An 18,584-nucleotide genomic window follows, 5' to 3' on the forward strand; every position below is an offset into this window, starting at 1 on the left:
ACATCGTGAAGATCCGCGTCAAGGTTCCCTGAATCTGTGTTAGCTATGTCACTGATCAAAATCAGACAAAGAACGGCAAAGAAACGCTCCAGGGGTCTTTGCGCCGCCGTTGCCAACTCAGTCCTGATCAAAGGGTGTTGATCTGGCCGGGAGGAGCTGTTCATACTCCAACCGCCCAATCCGGCGCGTCGAGCGCCATGCCGCGGCGGCGCCCGCCGGACCGCGGTCCAGCCTGTTGTGGAGAAGGGCCCCTTGAGCGACCTCGACCCCGCCCTGGAACCAAGTCCCCCTGGCAGACGGCCCGTTCGCCGTGCCCTCGCCACGGCCGTGGCGCTGGCCGTGCTGGCCGGCGGCGGCGCCCTGTTCGCGCTGCGGGACGACGGCGACACCGTGACCGACGCCGGGACCAAGCGGGCCGCGCAACCGGTCGACGAGGACCTGGCACAGCAGCGGGCGCGCAAGAGCGGCAAGAAGGTCGAAGTCGCCACACTCACCGATGAGTTCTCGACCACCTACGCCAATCCCGACGGCACGTTCACCTACACGGTTTCCGTGGCACCGCTGCGGGCGAAGAACGCGCGGGGTGAATGGGCGCCGGTCGACACCGGTCTGCGCAAGAGCGGGAAGGGCTGGCGGACCGTCAACAGTCCCTATCCGGTGACTTTCTCGGCGGGCGGAAACGGAGGGAGTTCGGCCGGTAAAGCAGCGGCGCATTCCTCCGGTACGGCCGCTCGCCCGGCGGTGTTCCGGACCGGAAGCGGAATCCGCCCGGTGGCCGATTCCGGCTCCTGGACGCCGCTGCTGACGATGACCGCCGAAGGCCACGAGATCGCGTTCGCGTGGCCGGGCGAACTGCCCGAGCCCGTCGTCGAGGACAACCGGGCGCTGTACGAGGGCGTCCTGCCCGGCGTGGACCTGATGCTGTCCGCCCGGGACACCGGCTTCACCCACGTCCTGGTCGTGCACACCCCGGAGGCGGCCGAGCGGCTCGCCGCCGACCCGCCGCGCTACCGGGTCACCTCCGCAGACCTGAGCTTCACACTCGACCCCGGCACCGACGTGCTGACCGCGAAGGACGCGTCGGGCAACGAGATCGCCGTCTCCCCGACCCCGTTCCTGTGGGACTCCGCCGGGACGCACACGGCGGACGAGGAGTCCGCCGACCCGGACGCCGCGACCGGCACCAACGAGGGCCCCGAGTCCGTCGAGGAGGCCCCCGCGCGCGACAACCCGGACGACGTGCCGGCCGACGAGGTCCCGAACGAGAACCCGGACGCCACCAGGAACAACGCCGACCCCGTCGCCTACGACGGAGCGCCGGCCGCGGCCTCCGACGGGGTACCGGCCGCCGCCTCCGACACCCTCGCACTGCCCGCCGTGAACGGCCCCGGTGAGGGCGCCCACGCCGCCACCGCCGCCGCCGCGTTCTCCGGCGACGTCCTGACCATCACCCCGCCCGCGAACTATCTCGCGGACACCGAGGACCTGACCTACCCGCTGTTCCTCGACCCCTCCACCACGGGTATCCGCGCCAACTGGACCACGGTCTACAAGCGGTACCCGAGCTCCAGCTTCTACGACGGCGCGAACTACAACGAGGACACGAAGGAAGCCCGCGTCGGCTTCGAGCGGGAGACCTGGGGCACGGCCCGCTCCTTCTTCCGGATGAAGCTGAGGAACTCCATCAAGGGCGCGGACGTCTCCAGCGCCACGTTGAAGCTCCTGGAGACCCACTCCTGGTCGTGCAGCAAGCGCACGGTCCAGCTCTGGGGCACCGGCGACTTCACCTCCAAGACCACCTGGAACCGCCAGCCGTCCTGGAAGCGGAAGATCACCTCGAAGTCCTTCGCCTACGGCTGGAAGTCCAACAGCTCCTGCCCGGACGCGTACGTCAACTTCACCGTCACCTCGCTGGCCCAGGACGCCGCCGACGACGGCGTGACCAGCTTCAACCTGGGCCTGGTGGCCTCGACCTCGTCCTCCGCGCCGACGGGTTCCTCCAGCAGCCTGGAGACGGACACCTACTCCTGGAAGAAGTTCAAGGCCGAGGGCGACGGCTCCCCTTCGCTGTCCATCACATACAACCGGAAGCCGAACACGCCGACCTCCGTGACCATGAGCCCCGGCTCCTGCGACACCTCCGCCTCGCCGTACATCAAGGTCGGCAAGGGCGACACCATCACCATCAGCGGCAAGGCGACCGACCCGGACAGCGACCTGACCAAGCTGGAGTTCCAGCTCTGGCAGACGGGCAAGGCCGACACCACGACGAAGACCTTCACCAAGGCCGTCGACGACGGCGAGGTCGGCGGGGTCTCCATCAAGTCGTCCCTGACCACCGGCGTCACCTACTCCTGGCGGGTGCGCGCCTGGGACGCCAAGGTCAGCAGCGGCTGGGCGCCCACCGGCGGCGACGGCGTGTGCCGGTTCACCTACGACACCGATCTGCCCGACTCCCCCGCCCCGGTCGTCTCGACCGACTTCCCCGGTGACGACGACGGCGACAGCGAGCCCGACGTGTGGTCCGTCAAGCCCTTCGGCAACACGGGCAGCTTCACCTTCGCGGTCGGCTCGTCCTCCGAGACCGACATCGTGAAGTTCGTCTGGTCGATCAACTCCACCAGCTACGCGGGCTACGCCTGCTCGGGCGGGGTGCAGGGCACCTCGGGCGGACTCACCAAGTCCTGCACCACGGCCGTCAAGACGGCCACCATCACCGGTATCAAACCGCCGGCCGCCGGACCCAACACGCTGTACGTGAAGTCGGTGGACTCGGCGGGCAACATCTCGCCCAACGCCCGCAAGTACTTCTTCTACGTCCAGCCCCGCTCGACCGCCGACGGCCCCGGCGACCTGAACGGGGACGGCGACGCCGACTTCGCCCATGTCACCGCCGCCGGAAACCTCTGGATCGACTCGGTGTCACAGGACGGCACCTGGGTGTCCAGCGCCTTCGGCACCCACGACAAGGGCACCCTGATCAAGGACGGCGGCACCGCCCCGCACATCTGGGACGGCACCGGCACCTACGCGCTGGTCACCCACAACGGTGACTTCGCGCCGGGTGACGGCGTCACCGACTGGATGGTCCGCACCCCCGAGGGCCGGCTCTTCCTCTACCCGGGCGACGGCTACGGCGCGATCGACGTCAGCAAGCGCGTCGAGATCCGCCTGCCCGCCAACGCGCCCGACCCCGCCACCTTCTCGGAGATCAAGTCGGCGGGCGACATCACCGGCGACGGACAGCCCGAACTGTTCGTGGCGGGCGGCGTCGACGGCGCCGAGCTGTGGGTGTTCACCGGCTACAGCGGCGGCACGTTCAGCGAGGCCGTGCAGATGACCACGACCTCGTGGGCGGACAAGGCCCGTGACTTCGTGGCGATCGCCGACTACAACGGCGACGGCGCGGCCGACATGACGTACCGCACGGCGGCCGGCAACCTCATCCTGCGCAAGGGCATCCTCGACAGCGACGGGGTCGGCACGGTCCTGAAGAGCCTCGGCCAGTCCGGCTGGAGCCTGGACGGCGACGACACCTACGCCGCGTCCAGCTTCACGTACACCGCCTACCCGCTGATCTACGGCACCCCGGACGTCACCGGCGACGGCATCCCGGACATCTGGACGACCAACGCGGCCGGTGCCCTGCTCCTCCACCAGGGCGGCGCCACCAGCCTCGGTACGTCGACCACGCTGCGGTCGAGCGGCTGGGACACGGTGCAGCGTCTGGGCTGACCTCCGGCCCGGCGCTCCTGCTGTTTCAGCCGCTCGTTCGCTGAGCAGGGTGTCCCCGTGAAGAACCCGACCAAGCCCACCGTGGTGATCACCGGAGCCGGGGGATTCATCGGCCGGCACGTCGTCCGCGAGGCCGAGCGCCGGGGCCTCGCCCTCCGGCTGACGGCCCATCGCAGCCCGGTGCGCCCCGGTGCGCCGGGCACGACGGTCGTCCCCGCCGATCTGACCGACCCGGCCTCGCTGCACGGCCTGTGCGACGGCGCCGACGCCGTACTGCACTGCGCCGCGCAGATCGGCGGCCCGGACGCGCTGTGCGAGGCGGTCAACGCGCGCGGCACCGCGGCGCTCGTGGCCGAGGCCCGCCGGGCCGGCGTCGGCCGTGTCGTCCACCTCAGCACCGCCGCCGTGTACGGGCGCGGCACCTTCCGCCGGGCCCGGCCGCAGGACCTGGACCGCGCACCGGTCTCGGCCACCTCACGGACCCGGGCGGCCGGCGAGGACGCCGTCCTGGCCGCCGGCGGCACGGTCGTACGCCCCCACCTGGTGTACGGCGAGGGCGACACCCGGGTGGTGCCCGCGCTGGCCCGGCTGCTGCGCGGCCTGCCCGGCACGGTGGAGGGCTGGCGCGCCCGGGTCTCCCTGATCACGGCCGAGGACCTGGCCCACGCCCTGGTCTCCGCCGCCCTGGCCCCCGCCGAACGGCTCACCGCGCCCGTCTACCACGCCTGCCACCCCGAGCCCGTGCCCTGGCACACGCTCCTGGACACGGTCGCGCGCCTCGCGTCCGTCCCCCGGCCGCGGCGCGACCTCACGCTCGACGAGGCCCACGCCTGGTGCCGCGAGCGCGGGGTCTCGCGGCACGACCTGGATCTGCTGGTCACCGACCACTGGTTCGACGGGACGCCCCTGTGGGCCGCCCTCGACCACGCACCGGGGTCCTTCGGCGAACGGTTCGCCCGGTACGAGAGCTGGTACCGGCGGACGCTCGCGCCCACGCTCGGCTAGCCGACGGTGAAGTCCACCGCCTCGGTGTCCAGGGTGGTGGTGCCGTCGTCGGCGGTGGCGAGCGCGGCGACATGCCAGGAGCCGCGCGGGAAGGAGGCGGCGTCCGCGGCGGGCACCGTGACCGTGTACACGCACCGCACGGTGTCCGCACCGGCGGGCGTGCACCGGGCGGACTCCGCCTGGCGCATCTCCCCGGCGGTCGGCTGCTTCTTCGCGAGTCCGGACTTCTCCGGCCAGGCCAGTACCTTCAGGCTCTTGACGCCGGACGACGCCTCGACCTGGGTGGAGAAGGTGAACGAGCCGTCGCGCGCGCCGTCGGGGGCGGTGTAGCGGGCGGTGCTGTGCGTCAGGGCGGGCGCCGGGTCCGCGGCGTGGGCGAGAGCGAAGGCCCCGGCACCTGCGAGGACGACGGCGCCGGCGACGACGGACAGGGCGATACGACGGGACATGACGGGATCTCCGTAACTGGCTCGGACACTCTCGGCTGAGGTAGCCGGCGCTCTCGACCGCGCCGCTGCACCGATGCTCGCAAGGCGGGGCCGCCCCGGGCCTGAGTACGGAGGCTCAACCCGGCCTGGGTGATCGGAGCGCCGCACCCCGCCGGAGGCCGAGGCAGGTGGGACGCTGGGGGCATGGCCCTTCGACCACGGCCGGACGCCCGGCGTTCCTGGCGGCCGGGTCACGCACCCGCGCTGCTCGTGATCCCCCTGGTGCTGATCGTCACGGTCTGTGTGGTCGATGTGCTGGCACCGCCGCACATCCATCTCGGTCCCCTGCTGGTGGCGGCACCCGCGATCACTGTGGCGTTCGCCGGCGCCCGGGTGACGGCGCTGACGGGGGCCCTCGCCGTGGCGGCCCAGGTGCTGATCGGCGTGTTCAGGGGCGTCCTGGGCAGCGCCAACATCCAGGCGCAGATCGCCGCCCTGGTCGTCGTCTCCTGCATCTGTGTCGCCATCTGCGTGGTCCGGGACCGGCGGGAACGGCAGCTGCGCCGGGTGCGGTCGGTGGCCGAGGCGGCACAGAGCGTCCTGCTGCAGCCGCTGCCCTCGCAGGCCGGGCCGCTGCGGATCGCCGGGCTGTACCTCCCCGCCGAGGAGGAGGCCGAGCTGGGCGGCGACCTGTACGCGGCCGCCCGGACCGACCACCACAGCACCCGCCTCCTCATCGGCGACGTACGCGGCAACGGCCTGGCCGCGATCGGCAACGCCGCCCTGCTCCTCGGCGCCTTCCGCGCGGCCGCCCACCGCCAGGCCACCCTCCCCCGCCTCGCCGTCCATCTGGACGCCGCGTTCCGCTGGGACACCGGCCAGTGGCGGCCACCGGCGGAGCAGGACACCGACGAGGACTTCGCCACCGCCACGCTGCTCGACATCCCGGACCACGAACCGGTCGTCCACCTCATCACCTGCGGCCATCCCCCGCCCCTCCTCCTGCGCGACCACCGGCTCACCCCCCTCATCACCCGGGCGAGCCACCTCCCGATCGGCTTCGGCGGCGCCTTCGGGATCACCACCTACACCGTCCAGACCTTCCCCTTCGAGGCCGGCGACCTCCTGCTCCTCTACACCGACGGCGTCATCGAGGCCCGCGACACCGACGGCGTCTTCTACCCCCTCGCCGACCGGCTGCCGAACTGGACCAAGGACGACCCCGACGACCTCCTGCACCACCTCCAGGACGACCTGCTGACCCACGTCCACGGCCACCTCGACGACGACGCGGCGGCAGTGGCGATCCGCCGCACGGCCGTCTGACCGCCGGCCCCAGGACAGCGCAAAGCCCTCCGCACCCCCTGCCACCTGCCCCGTATGAAGTTCTCATGCCTCCGGGCTTTGAACATTCATCCCCTTCTCGTGGCGCCCTCACTGTCCCCGTCCCCGCGCCGCGTGCCAGGCTCGCGCCATCCGGAGAGAAGGGAACTGGCATGGCGTATCTGGACATCGGGCTGCTCGGCTCGTTCACGGCCGCCGTGGGCGGTACGTCCATCGTCCCCAGCGCGGCCAAGCAGCGCAGGCTGCTCGCACTGCTCGCGGTCGGCGCCGGACGCGAGATGAGCATGGCCGCCATCGCCGAGGAACTGTGGGAGGGCCGCCCCCCGGCAGGTCCCTCGGCCGCGGTGCAGACGTACGTGAAGCAGCTGCGGCAGCGGATCGCCACCGCTGTCTCCCGGGTCACTCCGCACGTGGATCCCAAGGAGATCCTCAGCCGGGGGCACAGCGGCTACCGGCTCGGCATGCCCGACGTACGGCTGGACGCCGAGGAGTTCGAGCGTCTCGTGCGACAGGCCGAGCAGGCGATCGGCAGGGGCGAGGACGAGCGGGGTGCCCTGCTGCTGTCCGACGGACTCGCCCTGTGGCGCGGGCAGGCACTGAGCGACGTACGGGCGTCGGGGGCCCTGCGGGCCGAGGCGCTGCGGCTGGACGAGGTACGGCTCGCCGCTGTCCAGTCGCGCATCGACGCCGAGCTGCGGCTGGGCCGGCATGTGCATCTGGTGAGCGAGCTGACCGCGCTCACCACCCTGCACCCGTTGCAGGAGAATCTGCACGCGCAGCTCATGGTCGCGCTCTACCGCAGCGGGCGTCCCTCGCAGGCGCTGGAGGCGTTCCGGCGGCTGCGGGAGACATCGGTGGGGGAACTGGGGATCGAACCGTCGCGCAGGCTTCAGGAGCTGCACCGCTGGGTGCTGGCGGGGGAGCCGCTCCTGGATGCCCCGGTCCGTACTCTGACCGCGTTCTGACCGGCGGCAGTTCCCTCGAAAGGAGGGCAGGCCATGCGACACACGCCTGCCGACGTCCTCACGGTCCACCTCTGGTCGCTGTCCGACGACGTGACCGTCGAACACGACGAGGGACAGGACCAGATGGTGCTCAAGAGCCGCTGGGGCATGGACCGTGTGGAGCGGCCCGGGCCCGAGGTGCGGGAGGCTCTGCGGCGGATGGAGCTGGGACCCGTGGTCCTCGCCAACGCCGCGGACCGGCACCCCGACCTGAACGCGGTGCTGCTGCCGGTGCTGAGCAAGCTGTCCCACCTGGTGGTGCGCACGCTCGGCGTCGACGATCTGAGAGGCCCGCTGCTGTCGGTGTTCCCGGTGGCGCAGGACGCCCCCTTCACCCTGGTCTGGCTGCCGGGACAGCGGGCGGTGCGGCTGCCCCGCAGGATGGTCCTGACCGTGCTCGACTCCGGGGTCTCGCTGGAGGCCGCCGACAGTCCGCACCGGGTCGTGCTGCACCGGCCGGAGGCGGCGCTCGTGGTGGCGATGCTGGCCTGGCCGGTCACTCCGGACAAGGCGAAGGCCTCGCTGCCCCTGCCGCTGCAGATGACCGAGGGCATCATCCGCTATCTGGCGGCGGCGGGAATGGCACCCCCGGTGGACGACGACCCGCACGACGACGCCTGAGCCGCCGGACCCCGCGACCGCGGCTCACCTCTCAGACCAGCCAGCCGGCGTCCCGGGCGATGCGGATCGCGTCGACCCTGTTGCGGGCGTTCAGCTTGGCGACCACGGTCGTGAGGTAGTTGCGCACGGTCCCGGTGGACAGGTGCAGGACGGAGGCGATCTCCTTGGCCTCCGAGCCCTCCGCGGCGAGACGCAGCACCTCCGTCTCGCGCTCGGTCAGCGGGCTCTGCGCGCCGCTCCACGAGGCGAGCGCCAGCTTGGAGTCGATGACACGGTGTCCCGCGACGACTCGCCTGATGGCGTGGGCCAGTTCGGCCGGTGACTCGTCCTTGAGGAGATAGCCGTCCACCTCCGCGGCGAGCGCCCGGCGCAGTGTGCCGGGACGGCCGAGGCTGGTGAGCATCAGGGTCTTGCAGCCGGGCAGACGTTCATGGAGCTGGAGGGCGGCGCTGAGGCCGTCCAGACCCGGCAGGTCGATGTCGATCACGGCGATGTCGGGCCGGACCTCGAGGGCCGCGTCGACGATCTCGTCGCCACGCTCCAGTTCACGGACGACTTCGAGATCGCTCTCCAGATTCAGAAGCGCCACCAGCGCCCCCCTGACCATGTTCATGTCTTCTGCGAGTAATATCCGAATCACCGCAGCGCGCACCCCCCGTCGGCACAGCGATCTACAGTTTCAGCCTATCAACTGCCCTATTCAAGCGGGATGTTGATGGTCAAGCTGCCGACTGGCTGTCCCCCGCGCCGGCCTCCCAGCCCTCGTCGGCCGCACCGGCCGGCGCCCGCTTCCCCGAGGCCCGGGCCACGACCCGGAACGTCCCGTCGTCGCCCTGCTCCACGCTCAGGGTGCCGTCGACGGCGGTGAGCCGGGTCTGGAGATTGCCGAGGCCGCTTCCACTGTGCGGGGACGGGTCCCGATAGCCCTTCGTCGCACCGTCGTTGACGATGATCAGCCGCACCTGTCCGGCGGTCCGTTCGGCGGTGATCTCGCAGTACGTCGCACGGCTGTGCCGCAGTACGTTGGTGACCGCCTCGCGGAGCACGGTCGCGAACACGGTCTCCAGCTCCCGCTCCAGCTGCCCGATCCGCACCCGCGCGGCGACCCGCACGTCGGCGGCGCTGAGCACGGACTGGGCGGAGCCGATCTCCTCCTCGAGGGACATGTCACGGTAGCCGCTGGCGACGCTGCGCACATCGGCCAACGACTGGCGGGACATGGTGAGCACGTCCTCGACCTCGGACTTGGCCCGGGCGGGATGGGCGGGCAGGAGACGGTGGATCAGCTCGCCCTTGAGCGTGATCGCCGACAGGCTGTAGCCGAGCAGGTCGTGCAGGTCCCGGGCGAAGCGCAGGCGTTCCTGGGTGACCGCGACGCGGGTGAGTTCACCGCGGGTCTCGTGCAGCACGCGGATCAGGTCGGCGAGCCGGGTGAGGCCGAAGATCACCAGCCCGGTCAGCAGGGTGGACTGGACGTAATAGAACGTTTCAACCATGGGCAGGCCCACGAGCAGCGGCGGGGCGAGCATCGAGGCACCCACCACCCCGTACAGGAGCCAGGCCTGGCGTGGGGGCAGGAGCAGCAGCAGCGAGCCGGCGAGGAACCCCGCCATCGAGCCCCACTGCGTCCGGAAGACGAGAAGGGGGAGGTAGGTCAGCAGCGCCTGGGCGACCAGGGTGACGGCCTTGCGGCCGGTCGGTTCCAGATGGGCGCCGGGTCTGGAGTGCAGCAGTTGCAGTCCGAGGATGCCGACGAGACACAGGACCGCCGCGGCCACGGGGAGGGCCGAGGAGTGGGAGCTGAGGATGTTGAGCAAGGTGATGCTGAAGTAGGACAGCAGCGCGGCGAGCAGGACGAGCCGGCCCAGCCGGGGGGCGGGGACGTTGCCGCTCCCGCCGAGCGGCTCGTCCGGCCGCCCGGCGTCCTCGACCGCCCCGCGTGAGGATGTTCGACGGTACGACATGTTCGGATCCCCTCTCGCGCAGCCCCGTCCCCGTGCGGAGCATAAGCGAGCAGGTTGTGGATCACGTACGTAACACGGAAGCCCAAGCGGCTTGGCAGCCAGGCGAGTTGGGCTTCACGAGCGGACGAGCAGCCCGCGTTCCAGGGCGACGACGACGGCGCGGGTACGGTCGCTGACGTCGAGCTTCGCGAAGACCCGCAGCAGATGTGTCTTCACCGTGGCCTCGCCGATGACCAGGCGCCGGCCGATCTCGGCGTTGGACAGGCCGTCGGCGACCGCGCGCAGCACGTCCCGCTCGCGGGCGGTGAGCGCGACCTGTTCGGGGCGGCGCATCCGGGCCACGAGGCGCTCCGCGACCTTGGGCGCGAGGACCGTCTCGCCCCGCGCCGCCGAGCGGATGGCGTCGGCGAGCTGCTCACGGGAGGTGTCCTTGAGGAGGTATCCGACGGCACCGGCCTCCACGGCCCGTTCGATCTCGACGTCCGTGTCGTACGTGGTGAGGATCAGCACCCGGGTGGCCACCGGCAGGGCGACGATCTCGGTGGTGGCGGCCACACCGTCGAGCACCGGCATCCGCAGGTCGAGGAGGGCCACATCGGGGGCGAGCCGCTCGACGAGGTCGACGCCCTCGCGGCCGTCGCTCGCCTCGCCGACGATCTCTATGGTGGGCTCGTCGGTCAGCAGGGCGATGACTCCGGCGCGCATCACGGCGTGGTCGTCGACCACGACCACCCGGATCCGGTTGTTCGCGGTGTCGGTCATGGTCAGTCCTGACTGTGCGTGGGAAGGCTGGCGAGGACACGGGTGCCGTCCCCGAGGGAGCTGGTGACGGCCAGTTCGCCGTCCAGTTCGGCCAGTCGGCGGCGCATGCCGTCGAGGCCGAAACCGCGGGACTCCTCGACGACGAAGCCGCAGCCGTCGTCGGTGATCTCCAGCTCGACGCCGCCCACGCATTCCGTGAGGACGACGCCGACGGTGGAGGCGCCCGAGTGTTTGCGCACGTTGGCGAGGGACTCCTGGGTGCAGCGCAGCAGGGCGACCCGGGTGCGCTGGTCCAGGTCGATGTCGGGCAGTTCGGCGGTGACGGTGAGACCGGTGTCCTGGACGAAACGGTCCAGGGTTCTGCGCAGGGTGGTCGCCAGCGAGCCGGGTGCGACGCCGCTCTCGGGGGCGGAGCCGACGAGCACGCGGGCCTCCGCCAGGTTCTCGCGCGCGGTCTGCTCGATGGAGGTGAGCTGTTCGGCGCAGCGCACGGGGTCGGTGACGGTGGTGGCGCGGGCGGCCTCCGCGAGCACCACGATGGAGGCGAAGCCCTGGGCGAGGGTGTCGTGGATCTCGCGGGCGAGCCGCTCGCGCTCCTCGGCCGCGCCCTGCCGCTGATGCGCGGCCGCCAACTCCTCTTGAGTGACGGCCAGTTCGGCGGTCAGCTGGTCCTGCCGCTGTTGGCTCTGGCCGACGAAACGGTGCAGCCAGAGCCCCAGGCCCACCCCGGCGACGTAGGCGACGACGGTGAACACCGCGTTGCCGGTGAGGAACTGGGGGCTCCAGCCCTGCCCGAGCGTGCCGCCGAACACGGTGAGGGCCGCGGCGGCCCCGCTGAGCGTGACCGCGTCCCGCGGGGCGCGGGCGAAGAGCCAGAACTGCGGCAGGGACACCACGTAGAAGGCGGCCCCGCCGTCCAGGAGGTAGGCCGTCGTCCCCAGGACGAGCGCGAGGACGCCGAGGTAGGTACGGGGACGCAGGAGGGGGTTGTCCGGCCGGGTGAGGACGACCGTGTGACAGAGCGCGATCAGGGCGAGCAGGCCGAGCAGCGCGAACCGCCGGGCCGGCGACGCGTCGAGCAGGGCGAGGGCCGGGGGCAGCAGGCCGAACAGGATCCAGCCTGCCAGGTTCCAGCGAAGGACACGGTCCCGGCTGAGCCGGTCACCCGGCTGCTGCTGCCACTGACTCACGCTGATTCACCTCGTTCGTAAAGGAGTTGAGCGGCCGGCGGTCGAGTCGATCAGCGTACCGATTCCAGCGGACGGGGTGCCTGTTCGGTGGTGCGGTGGGCACGGCGCACTCCGCGGGAGGGCCACCAGTTGGCCTCGCCGAGCAGGAGCATCAGGGACGGCAGAACCAGCATACGGATCACGAAGGCGTCCAGCAGGACCGCGACCGCGAGGCTGAAGCCGATCTGCTTCATCTCGATGAGGTGCAGGGCGGCGAAGCTGGCGAAGACCGTGACCATGACCACGGCGGCGCTGGTCACCACGCCGGCCGAGCTGCCGATGCCCTCGATCACGGCCTTGCGGGTCGGGACTCCGCGCAGGGCGGCCTCCCGGATCCGGCTGATCACGAAGACCTGGTAGTCCATCGACAGGCCGAACAGGATCACGAACAGGAACAGCGGGACGCGGGAGCCGATCGACCCGGTGGAGGTGAAGTCGACCAGGCCCTCCGCCCAGGTGTGCTGGAAGACCATGACGAGGATGCCGAGCGAGGCGGCGGCGGAGAGGAGGTTGAGGACGATGCCGACCAGGCCGAGGACCACGGAGCGGAACGCCCAGACGGTCATGGCGAAGGTGACCAGGAGCAGCGCCCCGATGATGAGGGGCAGCTTCTGTTCCTGGTGGGTCGGGTAGTCGGTGTAGCGGGCGACGTCACCGGTCACCGCGGTCTCGGCGCCCTTCACCCGGCCGACGGTCTCCGGGACGTAGGTGTCGCGGATGTCCTTGAGCGAGGACTGGGCCTCGTCGCTGCTGACGTAGTACGGGACCTGCAGCTGGAGCATGCTGATCCGGTGGTCGGGGGACGTGGTCAGCCGGGAGGTGCCGCTCAGGCGCGGGTCGTCCTTGACGTCGGCCGCGAGTGCGCGCAGGGCGGCGGTCACCTCGGGCGACTTGTCGGCGTCGGCGCGGACGACGACCTGGTGCATGGACTTCAGATCCGGGTAGGCCGCGTTCAGCCGGTCGTAGACCTGCATGGCGACGATGGAGCGGGAGTGCGTCTCGCGGCCCATGTCGGTGAGCTTGAGACCGAGCACCGGGGCGGCGAGGGCGAGCAGCCCGAGCACGGTGACGGTGAGGGTGGCGGTGGGGTGCTTGGCGACGGGGCGCAGCACGGCGGCGGTCAGCCGGCCGGGGCCGGTCTTGTGCGTCCGCTGCTTCTTCGGCGCGAGCCCGCGGGCCGCCCGGCGCTCGGCCCGGCGCTCGGCGCGCATGCCCAGCTTGGCGAGGAGGGCGGGCAGCACGGTCAGGGAGCTGACGACGGCGACGAGGGTGACGAGGATCGCGCCGGTGGCGATGGACGAGAAGATGACGTCGTCGGCGAGGTAGAGGGTGGCGCTGGAGACGGCGACGGCGAGACCGGAGAGGACGACGGCCCGTCCGGACGTGGCGGCGGCGAGTTCGACGACGGCCTGCGGGCTCAGTTTGCCGCCGGCGCGCGCCCGTTCCTCCCGTTCGCGCTTGAGGTAGAAGAGCGTGTAGTCGACCCCGACGGCGAGACCGATGAGCAGGATGACGTTGGTGCCGACGCCCGCGTCGGGGAAGACGTGCGAGGCCACCATCGACAGGCCGACGGCCGCGACGATCGAGGACAGGGCGAGCAGCAGCGGTACGAGGGCCATCGCCACGGAGCTGAAGACCAGCAGCAGGGTGATGAGGGTGACCGGCAGGGCGATCACCTCGGTGCGCGAGAGGTCGTCGCCGCGCAGCTTCTCGACGCCCTTGCTGATGGAGGGCGATCCGGTCTCCTCGACGCGCAGCCCGGGGTTCGCCTTCTGCACGGCCGCGGTCTGCTCGAGCAGCGGGTCGACGTGCTTCTTGCCCTCCAGCTCCGGGCCCTTCATGGTGATGGTGACGCGCACCGCCGTGTCGTCCGCACTGCGTACCGGGTCGGCGACGGAGAGCACCTCGGGCAGCCTGCCCATCCGGGCGGCGACGTCGGCGGCGGCCGAGTCGGCGGCGGCGATGTCGAGCTTTCCGGTCCCCGGCTTCGCGGTGATGAGGACGTGTTCGACGGGGCGCTGCTGTAACCCGCCCTCCGCGGCGATCTCCTCGCCGCGTCCCGCCTCGCCGATGCGGAAGTCCTCGGTGGTCGCCGGGTTGGATCCGACGGAGATGCCGACGCCGAGGCACAGGACGACGAACACGAGCCAGCCGACGATGCCCCGCCAGGGGTGGGCGGCGCTCCAACGAGCCATCTGTACGGGAAGATTCTTCATGGCATCCATGCTCTTCGTCGGGGGTGCGGCGCCGACAGCGGCGACCGGTTGAACTTGAGGTCCACCGACTGGTGGACCCCCGTCCGGCTCAGTGGAAGCTGAGGGTGTGGAACACCGTCACATTGCCCTCGAGTTCCTGGCACCGCTGTGCGGCGGCGGCGAGCCGGCCCGCGCTGCCGGGCGCCGTGGTGTCCAGGAGGATCCCCAGTGAGGTGCCGCTGTGGCCGATGACGACGCCGAGACCACCGATGTCCTCGCAGACGCGGATCATCGGCTCCAGCGACTTCTTGTGGCGCAGCACCTGGTTCATCCGGGCGCTCTCGGTGGCCACCCGGCCGACCTCGGCCAGGTCCCCGCGGGCCACGGCGCGCGTGACACGGTCCAGGAGGCGGGCGTACTGCCGCCGGTCGGCCGCGGTGAACGGTTTCGGCAGGGCGTTGAAGGCGACGGTGTCGACCGCGCCGCCCTCGTCGATGCCGACGACCGTCATCGGGGGCAGCGAGCCGAGTTCCGCGCGCAGCCGCACGCTGCGGTGGTGGAACGCGACGATCGCCGGGTACAGGACGCCGTCGGTGGGTTCGATGCGGGCCAGGTACGACTCGATACGGCGCGGTGGCATGGGTTCGCCGAGGGCGTTGGCGACGGCCCGCGCCGTGGCCACCAGGTCGGCGGACGAACTGGCCAGGCCCTTGCCCTCGGGCAGGGTGCTGTCGATGACCAGTTCCCCGCCGCCGGGTCTTCCGGCGTCGTCCAGGATCATCCCGGCCAGCCGCAGCGCCTTGGTCTTGTGGGCCGGTTCGACGGCCACCTCCGTCCGGTCCGGGGTGAGGACGAAGCGTGCCGTGGACCAGCGGGCCACCGGCAGGGTGACCAGGAAGTCTCCGTCCTCCTCGGGCAGCACGCCCTGGAGCAGTTCACCGAAGGTGCCGAAGGCGGTGCTCACCCCGGTGGCCGCCACCCGGCGGTGGTCGGTCGTGGTCACGTGCGCCTCCTGTCCTGTACGGGCCTGTCCCGTGCGGGTCCGGCCGGCGGGTGCGTACGGGTGATCGCCTCGCGTACCCGGGCCGCGCTGAGGGCCGGCCGGGTGCCGATGAAGTAGTGGCCGCCGTCGTCCAGTTCGTGGAGCGTGACGCGCTCGGCGAGTCTGCGCCAGGCGACGACGGCACGGGAGGCGTCCGCGGTCTGCGGGTCGTCACGGGCGACGACGACGTCCACCGGGGCGGCCAGACGGCGCGGACGCGGCTCTTCCTGGAGCCGGATGAGATGCCGGTGGGCGGTGTCGACGTCGTGCCGGTAGGCGCGGTCGGCGACCTCGGCCCGTTCCGGCTGGTACGCGTCCAGTTCCACGTAGGCGTGGCCGCCGCGCAGCCGGCCGAGCAGCGTGCGCCGGTCCACGGCGGCGAGTTCGGCGAGGCCGGCCAGCAACGCCGCGGTGTCCGGCAGCAGTTGCGCGCCGAGGAAGACCCGCTCGGCGGGCCGCCCCGCCGCCTCCAGGAGCCGGGCGGTCTCCAGGGCGGCCGCGGCACCGGCGCCGTGGCCCCACAGCAGGACGGGCGTGGTGAGGTGGGCGAGGATCTCGTCCCTGGCGCGGCGGGCCAGCTCGGGGACGTCCAGGAGGGGTTCGTCGGGGGCGGCGAAGTCGTGGCCGGGCGGTTCGGCCCCGTACACGGCGACGCCGTCGCGCTCCAGCTCCTCGGCGAGTGCCCGGTAGTTGACGGCGTTCCCGGCGGCGTACGGGAAGCAGACCAGGGTGCGGTGCGGGCTGCGTACCGGTAGCAGCGGATGCAGCAGCCGGTGCCGGTGCGGTCGGTGGCGTCCGCCGTCGCGGCGGCGGGTCAGGACCTGGGCCAGGTCGGCGAGGACCGGATGGGCGACCAGGTCGGCGACGGTCAGCAGGCGGCCGAGGCGGGCGAGGAGCCGGGCGGCGGCCAGGGACGTGCCGCCGAGCGCGAAGAAGCTGTCGTCCTTGCCGATGCGTTCCACGGGGACGCCCAGCACCTCGGCCCAGGCCACGGCGAGGCGCCGTTCGTCGGGGGCGGCCGGGGCGGTGTGGGCGGCACCGCCGTGGCCGAGGGTGCCGGCGAGTGCGGCCAGGGCCCCCTTGTCGACCTTGCCGTGGGAGGTCAGCGGGAGGTGTTCGAGCCGATGGAAGTAGGTGGGCACCATGTAGTCGGGCAGCAGGGCCGTGAGGAAGTCCCGCGCCCGTGCGGCGGTGTCGAAGGCCGCCGGGTCCGTCTCGTCCGTGGTGAGGAAGGCGACGAGGGTGCGGGTCGCACCGAGGTCGCCGTCGAGGACGACCGCCACGTCCCGCACTCCGGCCATGGTCGCCAACTGGTGTTCGATCTCGCCGAGTTCGATCCGGTAGCCGCGGATCTTCACCTGTTCGTCGTGTCGTCCCAGGAACTCCAGGCGGCCGTCGGGCAGCCAGCGGCCGAAGTCGCCGCTGCGGTACATGCGGGTGTGGGCGCGGAACGGGTCCGGGACGAAGGCCTGCCGGGTGCGGTCCTCGTCGTTGATGTAGCCACGGCCCACGCAGACACCGGAGAAGGCGATCTCGCCGGTGGTGCCGAGGGGGACGAGGTCCAGATGGTGGTCGAGTACGTAGGTGTTGACGTTCGGCAGGGACCGCCCCAGTGGCACGAAGCCGTGCTCCGGGACGCCGTCCAGGATCTCGTGCATGGTGTCGTCGCAGACCTCGGTGGCGCCGTAGGCGTTGACGAGGCGGATGCCGGGATGGGCGGCGAACCAGCGGCGGACCGGGTCGAGGCCGAGGACCTCGCCGGTGACGGAGAGGGTGTGCAGGGCACCGAGGTCGCGCGGGTGCCGCTCCAGATGGCGCAGCAGGACGTCGAGATAGGCGGGGACGGTCTGCGCGACGGTCACCTCGTGGTCGACGAGTTCGTCGAGGAATCCGGGGACGTCGAGCAGCATGTCGGTGTCGATGACGCGGGTCGTGGCGCCGGCCAGCAGCGGGGCGGCGAACTGCCACAGGGAGATGTCGAAGCCCATGGACGCGGTCTGCGCCACGACCTGGCCGGGTCCCGCCGCGAGCCCCATGTCGTCGATCTTCGCGCAGAGGTGGTTGACCAGGCCGCCGTGCTCGCACAGGGCGCCCTTGGGGGTGCCGGTGGAGCCCGAGGTGAAGTAGATGTAGGCGGCCTGGTGGGGGGCGGGCGGGTCGGGCAGCGGAGGGCGGGGACCGGCGTCGGTGTGCGGGAACGGCAGGACGGCCGGACCGTTGTCGAGTTCGGCGGCGGCCTTGCGGACGAGGCTCTCGCCGTGGTGGTCGGTGAGGGCCAGTACGCAGACGGCTTCCTCGAGTTGGACGGCCACGCGTTCCACGGGCAGGTCGCACGGCATCGGGAGGTACACGGCGCCCGCCTTGAGGACGCCGATCGCGCTCGCGATCCATTCGAGGGTGCGGTCCATGACCACCGCGACCACGTCCTCGGCACCCGCTCCCGCCGCGACCAGGGCACACGCGACGCGGTCGGAGTGGGCGTCGAGCTCCTGGTAGGTCCAGCTCCGGTCGCCGTGGGCGGCGGCGGGGGCGTCGGGCCGCTCCCGTGCCCGCCGCCGGAACAGGTCCACGAACGTGAGGCCGGGCGGGTCGAGGCGCGGACCGGCGAGTCCGTAGAGCTGGGTCGCGGTCTCCTCCCGGGAGAGCAGGCTCTGGCGGTCGTGCCGGGCGGACGGGTCCTCGGCGAGCAGCCGCAGGGCGGCCTGCTGGTATCCGGCGAGGCGTGCGGCGTGGTCGCCGTCGAAGGCGCCGAGGTCGTACGTCACGTGCAGGGTGAGGCCGTCCGGGCCCTGCGCCCACGCGAACCGCAGCAGGGCGCCCGGCCCGCTGCCGGGGGTGCCGGTCGTGAGGCCGGACAGGTCGAGCACCGTGTCGGGTGCGGGGTCGGGTGCGGGTTCGGGCGCGCCGGCCGTCGCCTCCCGCGCGGCGGAGACGGCTTCGCCCAGGTCGGCCCAGGTGGAGGGGGCGACGGTCAGACGCAGGGCGCGCGCCGCGCTCCCCGGCCGTGGCGGTACGTAACCGGAGACGACGCCGCGTTCGGAGGTGAGGGTGGCCAGGACGCGGGCGTGTGCGGTGAGCAGGAGGACGGGCAGGTCGGTGCCGAGGGCACGGGCGGTGCGCTCCAGGTCGTCGAGCAGGTCGGGCGGGAGTGCGGTCCGGTGCGTGCCGGCGCCGGGACCGCCCGCGTGCGGGGCGCGCCAGCGGGGGACGGTGGTGGTGAACTCGGGACCGGTGCGCACGCCGTGTTCCTCGGGT

13 protein-coding genes are annotated in these 18,584 nt (G+C 71.9%); 5 read left to right on the forward strand and 8 right to left on the reverse strand.

Annotated features, from left to right (window positions below):
• Nucleotides 1-252: 252 nt before the first annotated feature.
• Together ABZ490_RS13020 and ABZ490_RS13025 are read left to right on the forward strand one after the other, a co-directional pair.
• On the forward strand, nucleotides 253-3,735 hold the full coding sequence (locus ABZ490_RS13020; RefSeq protein WP_358988573.1) for a DNRLRE domain-containing protein: 3,483 nt from the start codon (nucleotides 253-255) through the stop codon (nucleotides 3,733-3,735).
• A gap of 57 nt (nucleotides 3,736-3,792) precedes the next feature.
• Nucleotides 3,793-4,740, forward strand: a complete 948-nt coding sequence (locus ABZ490_RS13025) for an NAD-dependent epimerase/dehydratase family protein (protein ID WP_358988575.1) — start codon at nucleotides 3,793-3,795, stop codon at nucleotides 4,738-4,740.
• Here ABZ490_RS13025 and ABZ490_RS13030 read toward each other — a convergent pair.
• Nucleotides 4,737-5,189, reverse strand: a complete 453-nt coding sequence (locus tag ABZ490_RS13030; RefSeq protein ID WP_358988577.1) for a DUF5707 domain-containing protein — start codon at nucleotides 5,187-5,189, stop codon at nucleotides 4,737-4,739. The two genes, ABZ490_RS13025 and ABZ490_RS13030, sit on opposite strands and share 4 nt — an antisense overlap.
• Nucleotides 5,190-5,372: 183 nt before the next feature.
• Between ABZ490_RS13030 and ABZ490_RS13035 the strand changes: the two genes are divergently transcribed.
• The 3 genes from ABZ490_RS13035 (at nucleotide 5,373) to ABZ490_RS13045 (ending at nucleotide 8,137) form a co-directional block, all read left to right on the forward strand.
• Nucleotides 5,373-6,494, forward strand: a complete 1,122-nt coding sequence (locus ABZ490_RS13035) for a PP2C family protein-serine/threonine phosphatase (protein ID WP_358988579.1) — start codon at nucleotides 5,373-5,375, stop codon at nucleotides 6,492-6,494.
• A 170-nt stretch (nucleotides 6,495-6,664) separates the two neighbouring features.
• On the forward strand, nucleotides 6,665-7,477 hold the full coding sequence (locus tag ABZ490_RS13040) for an AfsR/SARP family transcriptional regulator (RefSeq protein ID WP_358988581.1): 813 nt from the start codon (nucleotides 6,665-6,667) through the stop codon (nucleotides 7,475-7,477).
• Between the two features lie 33 nt (nucleotides 7,478-7,510).
• Nucleotides 7,511-8,137 carry an NADH oxidase gene (locus ABZ490_RS13045; RefSeq protein WP_358988583.1) on the forward strand — a complete coding sequence of 209 codons (627 nt, stop codon included), beginning with the start codon at nucleotides 7,511-7,513 and terminating at the stop codon, nucleotides 8,135-8,137.
• Nucleotides 8,138-8,168: 31 nt separating this feature from the next.
• On the opposite strand, the gene ABZ490_RS13050 is transcribed toward ABZ490_RS13045, so the two are convergent.
• The 7 genes from ABZ490_RS13050 to ABZ490_RS13080 form a co-directional block, all read right to left on the reverse strand.
• Nucleotides 8,169-8,777: a response regulator transcription factor gene (locus tag ABZ490_RS13050; RefSeq protein WP_358988585.1), complete on the reverse strand. Its 609-nt coding sequence runs from the start codon at nucleotides 8,775-8,777 to the stop codon at nucleotides 8,169-8,171.
• Between the two features lie 79 nt (nucleotides 8,778-8,856).
• Nucleotides 8,857-10,101 carry a histidine kinase gene (locus ABZ490_RS13055; protein ID WP_358988587.1) on the reverse strand — a complete coding sequence of 415 codons (1,245 nt, stop codon included), beginning with the start codon at nucleotides 10,099-10,101 and terminating at the stop codon, nucleotides 8,857-8,859.
• A gap of 114 nt (nucleotides 10,102-10,215) precedes the next feature.
• On the reverse strand, nucleotides 10,216-10,863 hold the full coding sequence (locus tag ABZ490_RS13060; protein ID WP_358988589.1) for a response regulator transcription factor: 648 nt from the start codon (nucleotides 10,861-10,863) through the stop codon (nucleotides 10,216-10,218).
• A 2-nt stretch (nucleotides 10,864-10,865) separates the two neighbouring features.
• On the reverse strand, nucleotides 10,866-12,053 hold the full coding sequence (locus ABZ490_RS13065) for a sensor histidine kinase (protein ID WP_358988591.1): 1,188 nt from the start codon (nucleotides 12,051-12,053) through the stop codon (nucleotides 10,866-10,868).
• A 50-nt stretch (nucleotides 12,054-12,103) separates the two neighbouring features.
• Nucleotides 12,104-14,308, reverse strand: a complete 2,205-nt coding sequence (locus ABZ490_RS13070) for an MMPL family transporter (RefSeq protein WP_358988593.1) — start codon at nucleotides 14,306-14,308, stop codon at nucleotides 12,104-12,106.
• Nucleotides 14,309-14,396: 88 nt separating this feature from the next.
• The gene (locus ABZ490_RS13075) at nucleotides 14,397-15,290 is read right to left on the reverse strand and encodes a kinase (RefSeq protein WP_358988595.1); all 894 of its coding nucleotides are present in this window, start codon (nucleotides 15,288-15,290) and stop codon (nucleotides 14,397-14,399) included.
• The gene (locus ABZ490_RS13080; protein WP_358988597.1) at nucleotides 15,287-18,568 is read right to left on the reverse strand and encodes an amino acid adenylation domain-containing protein; all 3,282 of its coding nucleotides are present in this window, start codon (nucleotides 18,566-18,568) and stop codon (nucleotides 15,287-15,289) included. Before ABZ490_RS13080 ends, ABZ490_RS13075 begins: the two co-directional genes overlap by 4 nt.
• Nucleotides 18,569-18,584 lie beyond the last annotated feature (16 nt).

This window comes from Streptomyces sp. NPDC005811 (assembly GCF_040630405.1).
In the GTDB taxonomy this organism is placed as follows: Bacteria; Actinomycetota; Actinomycetes; order Streptomycetales; family Streptomycetaceae; genus Streptomyces.